The 6136-nt window shown below is 57.1% G+C and carries 8 protein-coding genes; all 8 read right to left on the bottom strand.

Translation table 11 applies throughout. The annotated features are described in order from the left end of the window. Positions 1 to 359: 359 nt before the first annotated feature. The 8 genes from KI787_05780 to KI787_05745 all read right to left on the bottom strand — a co-directional run bounded on the left by KI787_05780 (position 360) and on the right by KI787_05745 (position 6123). Complete coding sequence (locus KI787_05780) at positions 360 to 653, bottom strand: hypothetical protein (GenBank protein ID MBV6629451.1); 294 nt, start codon at positions 651 to 653, stop codon at positions 360 to 362. Positions 654 to 664: 11 nt separating this feature from the next. After that, a complete protein-coding gene (locus KI787_05775; GenBank protein ID MBV6629450.1) occupies positions 665 to 1279 on the bottom strand; it encodes a hypothetical protein in 615 nt (204 codons plus the stop codon). Between the two features lie 272 nt (positions 1280 to 1551). Next, positions 1552 to 1806, bottom strand: a complete 255-nt coding sequence (locus tag KI787_05770; protein MBV6629449.1) for a hypothetical protein — start codon at positions 1804 to 1806, stop codon at positions 1552 to 1554. Between the two features lie 57 nt (positions 1807 to 1863). Next, the gene (locus KI787_05765; protein ID MBV6629448.1) at positions 1864 to 2337 is read right to left on the bottom strand and encodes a DUF2505 domain-containing protein; all 474 of its coding nucleotides are present in this window, start codon (positions 2335 to 2337) and stop codon (positions 1864 to 1866) included. A 103-nt stretch (positions 2338 to 2440) separates the two neighbouring features. Further along, positions 2441 to 2755, bottom strand: a complete 315-nt coding sequence (locus KI787_05760; GenBank protein ID MBV6629447.1) for a DUF2834 domain-containing protein — start codon at positions 2753 to 2755, stop codon at positions 2441 to 2443. A 243-nt stretch (positions 2756 to 2998) separates the two neighbouring features. Continuing rightward, on the bottom strand, positions 2999 to 4882 hold the full coding sequence (mnmG, locus tag KI787_05755) for a tRNA uridine-5-carboxymethylaminomethyl(34) synthesis enzyme MnmG (protein MBV6629446.1): 1884 nt from the start codon (positions 4880 to 4882) through the stop codon (positions 2999 to 3001). 94 nt (positions 4883 to 4976) lie between these two features. Further along, positions 4977 to 5714, bottom strand: coding sequence for a hypothetical protein (locus tag KI787_05750; GenBank protein ID MBV6629445.1), 738 nt, complete (start codon positions 5712 to 5714; stop codon positions 4977 to 4979). A gap of 103 nt (positions 5715 to 5817) precedes the next feature. Continuing rightward, a complete protein-coding gene (locus tag KI787_05745; protein MBV6629444.1) occupies positions 5818 to 6123 on the bottom strand; it encodes a DUF962 domain-containing protein in 306 nt (101 codons plus the stop codon). Positions 6124 to 6136 lie beyond the last annotated feature (13 nt).

The following is a 6136-nucleotide window of genomic DNA, read 5'->3' as shown; positions in this document are numbered from 1 at the left end:
CCCCTGTCTAGTCACGACTTCAACTCAAGGCCTTGCTGGGGGAGTCCATATACGTGTTGTTAGAAGTCACCTAGCGCACCTTAAGACCAGAAACCAACATATTTTCAACGTGCTGCTTCACTTGATGCACCTCGGAAACGCTAAGAAGGACAAGGTGAAGTGGCAACCCAAACTCTCTCTGAAACTGAGCCCTAGCGCACGCACCAACCCTTCGAGCAGTTTCCATTTGGCCCTGCCCATAAACCCCAAGAACATCGGCATCACGAGGATATCTTCGCGCGGTGGTGAACGAACCAAAAAGCCATACCTCATGAAATACTTGCCTGCATAAAAAGGCGTCAAGCCATGACGAGGCCAGCTTAGTTCTCTGCGGAAAGCTCATCTAGCCTGTACCCAAACGCACCAAAACTAGCGATCTCCAGGCCGCGACGACAGCCCTCCGCCGAAGCTGACGGGGTCAACTTGTCCCAATTATTGTAAATCAGAAACTCGGCAGCGGGGTGTTCCAAAGCCTCTTCGACCTCTGAGCTGCCGATGATGTAGTCCTTTGACATGTACACCGTAATTTCACGACCGCCACGCAAGGTGATCTTAGCCTTTTGCTGATCAAGCATCTCAAAGCGGCTAACGCGCCCCTCATCCTTGAAGCGCATAAGTGTATGAACTAGGGACATTTTATACCTGCCTTTTTACCGGCATAGGTCGCCATTAGACGGGCCTTAACTTGACCTCTGGCAGTACGCACGGCGGAATTGAGTTGACTGGGGAACGTAAACAACCGATACGCCTCGAACGGCTCTTTTCCGAAAACGTTATATGCGTGAGCATGCGTTAGGAATTCGAGGTAAACCGCCTCATCGTCGTCTTTGGAGATGAAATGCAAATTTTCCTCAATTATCCGGCACAATCGAATATTGTTCTTTTGCACAACGTTGGAAGACAATTCACTCCAAACCTTGGCTGTTTCTGCATCATCGAAATCACCAGAGCTCCGGGCGTCTGACTTTGGGCCTATCCTTTCAAAAATATGTCGGTTTGCTTCGAGAAGGCAGTACACGGGGTCATAGAAGTTGGTTAGCTGCTTGAGCAAGTAATCTCGCTCTTCTTTCTTTCTATTGACTTGATCGGTAAAGGACGCCTCGGCTTTGGCCTTTGCCCTTACAGACCAAACTGTAACGGCAAGACCTACGAGTGATACCAATGCGGCAATGCATGCAGCCAGAAATGTTGCGTACCCTCGTTCAATGGGCACTTGTATCGTGGTCAGATCAATTGGCATCTGTGACTTCTAACGCCCAATTCGACGCCACAAGCGGGGTGTAACACCGCATCTGAGGGCGATAAAGCCGTCTGATAGCCAAGAACAGGAACGCAAATCTGCCTCAAACCCCTGATTTATTGGCGCTACCTGTTTAGCGACCTGCATGAGGCGCCACGAAAACAGACATGCTGGGGTTTTTTGCACCGGCTTGCCCTCCCGCTTCGCCCTTGGTGTGCTGTTTTTATACTGTGGTGGGGAGGCGGCCGCAACTCATGGGCAGAGTTTTTAGCCTAGCGCAGTATGACTAGGGCCAAAGCTGGGATGATGAAGAACAAGAAAATAGCCAGCTTGAGCACCAGCATGCCGGTGTATTGGATGCGGTCGAAGTCCTGGCGGGTGATTTGAAAATAGCGGCTGTGCAGGCGGTAAACCCAGTTCCCGGCTAGGCGCAGCATGACAAACCAGTAGGTGAGCAGGCCGAGGCCGAGTACGGCGCTCCACACCAGAAACATACGCAGGGCGTCGAGATTGATGCTGTAGCTCATATTTCCGCTCCCCTATTCAATCTGCGGCGGTAGCCACAGAAACTCGTGTGGCTGTGGCTACACCTTTTGTAGCCACTCGGCGATGGAGCCCATGCTTTTGGAGAAGCCTTCTTCGGCGCGGTCGAGCAGTAGTTTTTCGATCTGGCCGCCAATGATGGGGACCTTCACTTTGACGTTGCCTTGGGCCTGCATGCGGCTTTGCTGGTCGTCGTGGTCGGCCAAGGACATTTGGCCGTCGATAAAGCCGGGCACTCCGGACACTTCCATGCGTAAACCGCCGTCAAAGGCCGGGCCGGTGCGGGACCAGCGCTGCGTTTGCACCAGCTCGAGCTGTTGGCCGAGTAGCTTGCGCGCCATGCGAGGCACTTGCTCGGTGCTGTACACCCGCACAATGCGCACTTCGTGGTGGTCGTCATCGTCGCGCAGCACATCCAAGCTGAAGTCCAGTTGGTTGGGCTCTTTGTAGCGGTACAGCAAGTAAGGCTCGCTGGTGACCTGTTCAATCACAACGCGGGCGGGTGCTGGCAGCACAGTGGAATGCTGGAAACTTTGCATAATGGTGTGACGCAGGCGGCTCGGTACGTGCTGCTTAGATTAGCAGTTCGGCAGGCCCTAGGCCGCATGCCGTGCTGGCTTATTCCGCGGCCTGGCGGGTTTCGCGTAGCCACAAATACAAGGGCAAAGCCGCACATAAACCCACGATGGCATTGATGGGAATGATCCACCAGGGAAAGCCGAAACCCATTCTGCGGCTGTCGGCGCCCATCCAAATGAGAAACACCACACTTGCCCAGAGCACATCCGTAGTGGCGGCTGCGGCGGCTACGTTCGGGAAAAAGCCGGCCAGCAGGCTGCCTTGTACTGCCGGGAAGTCTCCAATGAGGCCGAAAAAGACGGCCAGAGGTAAAACCGTACCGATAATGGTGAGCAGCAAGTACAAGCGTGCCATGGGTGAATCTCCTCAGAAATGAATGCTGCGCACAGTGCCCATGCCACCGCAAAATTTCAAGCGCGGTTCCCCAAGCCGCGCTGCTCTAAGCCTGAGCAAGCCGGCACTTCAGCGATGCTGGTTTGGTTCGCGGCTCGGGGCCAGAAGCCGCCGCATCAGCAGCGCAGCTGAAGCAGGTGGTTATTGCGTGGGTAGCTAAGCCTGCAGTTCAAGTCGCGGGCTGGGCTATGCAAGCAGGGGCTGCTAGGCAGCTTGAGCTTTCTTGCGCTTGATATGCACGCTGAGCAGCGAAATGGCCGCCGGCGTGAGGCCTTCCAAGCGGCTGGCTTGGCCCAGCGTGGTCGGTTTGGCCTGGCTAAGCTTGGTCTGCACTTCGGTGGAGAGGCCGCGCACCTGGCTGTAATCAAAGTCGGTGGGCAGGGCCACGCCTTCTAAGTTTTTGAGCTTGGCAATTTCGGCTTCTTGGCGCTCGATGTACCCCGTGTACTGGGCTTGAATCTCCACCTGCTCGGCCACTGCCGGGTCGCTATGGCCACCACCCAGGGCTGCCACCTTGTGCAAGGCGGCATAGCTCACATTGGGCCGGCGTAAGAGATCGAAGGCATGAAACTCTTTGCGTAAGGGCTCGCCGAATACTTCTACGGCCAGGGCTTCGGGTACGTCCTGGGGGCGCACTACCGTTTTCCGCAGGCGGGCCAGTTCGGCGTCGACACCGTCGCGTTTGGCGCAGAAACGCTCCCAGCGGTGATCATCCACTAGGCCGAGATCACGCCCGACTGGGGTCATGCGCAGGTCGGCATTGTCTTCGCGCAGGCGTAGGCGGTACTCGGCGCGGCTGGTAAACATGCGGTAGGGCTCGGCCACCCCGCGGGTGGTGAGGTCGTCCACCAGCACGCCTATGTAAGCCTCGTCGCGGCGTGGGTACCAGGCCTCTTCGCTACGCGCCCGACGGGCGGCATTCAGGCCGGCCAGCAAACCTTGGGCTGCTGCTTCTTCGTAACCCGTGGTCCCGTTAATTTGCCCGGCCAAGTACAGATTGGGTAGCACTTTGGACTCTAGCGAGGGCTCTAAGTCGCGCGGGTCGCAGTAGTCGTACTCAATGGCGTAACCAGGGCGGGTGATATGCGCCTGCTCAAAGCCGGGGATGCTGCGTACCAGGGCCAGCTGCACGTCATAAGGCAGGCTGGTGGAAATACCGTTGGGGTAGATCTCGTGGGTGGTCAGGCCCTCGGGCTCGATGAAAATTTGATGGCGCTCTTTGTCGGCAAAGCGCACCACTTTGTCTTCCACGCTGGGGCAATAGCGCGGGCCTACGCCTTCAATCACCCCCGAATACATGGGCGAGCGGTCTAAGCCGCCGCGAATAATGTCGTGTGTTTCCGCAGTCGTCCAGGTGATATGGCAGGGCACCTGAGATGGGTGGTCGTCCTGGCTACCCAGGAAGGAGAACACCGGCCGGGGGTCGTCGCCAGGCTGAATTTCACATTGACTGTAATTAATGCTGCGGCCATCAATACGCGGTGGGGTGCCGGTTTTGAGCCGCGCCACCCGCAGCGGCAGAGCCCGCAAGCGATCTGCTAGAGCAATGCTCGGTGGATCGCCCGCACGACCACCCGAGGATTGCTGCAAGCCAATATGAATTTTCCCGCCCAAGAAGGTGCCGGTACACAGCACTACGGCATGGGCGCGAATGCTCAAACCCATGGCGGTGACCACGCCGCGCACCTGGCCATGTTCAACCAGCAGGTCATTCACGGCCTGCTGGAAGATTTTGAGATTGGGCGCATTTTCCAAGGCGTCGCGCACAAAGCTGCGATACAGGGCGCGGTCGGCCTGGCAGCGAGTCGCACGCACAGCCGGGCCTTTGCTGGCGTTGAGTCGGCGCCATTGAATACCGGCTGCATCTGCCGCGCGGCCCATCAAGCCGCCCAAGGCATCAATCTCTTTCACCAGGTGGCCTTTGCCAATGCCGCCAATGGCCGGGTTACAGCTCATCTGGCCCAAGGTTTCGATGCTATGGGTGAGCAGCAAGGTGTTCGCACCCGTGCGCGCTGCCGCCAAGGCGGCTTCGGCTCCGGCGTGGCCACCGCCAATCACAATCACATCAAAGACTTGGGAGGTATCCATGGGGACGTGGCGCCAACGCGCCGTAAATGCGGGCAAGCTCTTGATTATAGTTTGACCAGCCCGCCCTGACGAGAGGGGGTGGTAGGAGCCTGGGCTAGCGCGGCTGGAAGTCCACCAACACTTCGGTGTAGTACACCCGTGTTTCCCCCTCAAAACCGGAGTCGGTTCCTACAATCAACCAGGCATCGCCGTCCACATCAGTGGTGAAGTTGAAAGTTTGGGGGGCGCTACTGAGGTTTTTGACCTCGTAACTTCCACGAGTACAGTTTTGCCGGCTGCCTGCGAGGTCGCCAATCACAATGGCCTCACTCCCAGACTCAGCCTGATTACCTTTATCCACATTCACGCGTACTTGGCCGCTGCCGTCGTTAACCACCTCTGGCCGAAACCGGGTTAAACCCGCTTTGACGAACACACTTTCGCCCGGTGCCCCACCAATGCCCACACAGCCCTCACCCTCGCGGGTATAAAGCTGCACCGAAAAGCTCACGGTGTAGCGCGCGTTGGAGGCCAGGCCCGTGATGCGGGTGCTGAAGAACATGAACAGGTCGTCGCTGCGATTGTTCCCATTCAAAAAGATGCCGTTGGTACCGGTATTAGCTGCCCCCGGAACGCGCTCCCAACCCGCCTCCAGGTTGAAATCTTCTTCCTGGCCTGGCGGGTACTCGGCGAAGCCGAAACGAATGTCGTCCCCGGGTTCTGTTTGAAACTGGAAGCGGCGCGCGGTGGGTTCAGCGACGGTGTCGAGACCACCGCAGGCGCTCAAAATGATGCCGCCGAGCAATACGACAGCAATGCGGCAGGGACGGAGCAACGAGTCAACCATGAGCATTTTGGCCGCCAGCGCAGCCTTAGGGTGGGGGCGGCTTACAGGCTACGCAGACTCGCCAACAACAGCAATCACAAGGATGCGTGGCTCACCCTCAGTAAAAGGTTTAAAAGGGAATTTTCCCGGTGAGGATGTCCTTCCACATTACCCAGTCGCCTTTGAAGCTCATCCAGGGGTATTTAAAGGTGGCCGGCTTGTTGTGTTCAAAGAAGAAATGGCCCACCCAGGCCCATGCGTAGCCTTGAACCAGCGCAAGCAAAATCAGCCACAACTGCCCGCTGATGAGCGCAAAAACCATCATGGCCAAGCCAATGGTGCTGCCCACAAAATGCAGCCGTCGGCAGGTACGGTTGGAGTGTTCGGCCAAGTAATAAGGGTAAAAATCCGCAAAGCTGGCGAATTGCTGAGCCATTGGTGATCTCCTC

Origin of the sequence: Oceanococcus sp. HetDA_MAG_MS8, from assembly GCA_019192445.1 — a bacterium.
In the GTDB taxonomy this organism is placed as follows: Bacteria; Pseudomonadota; Gammaproteobacteria; order Nevskiales; family Oceanococcaceae; genus MS8.
Note: the sequence above shows the minus strand (reverse complement) of the source record. Positions and strands in the feature narration are given on the sequence as shown.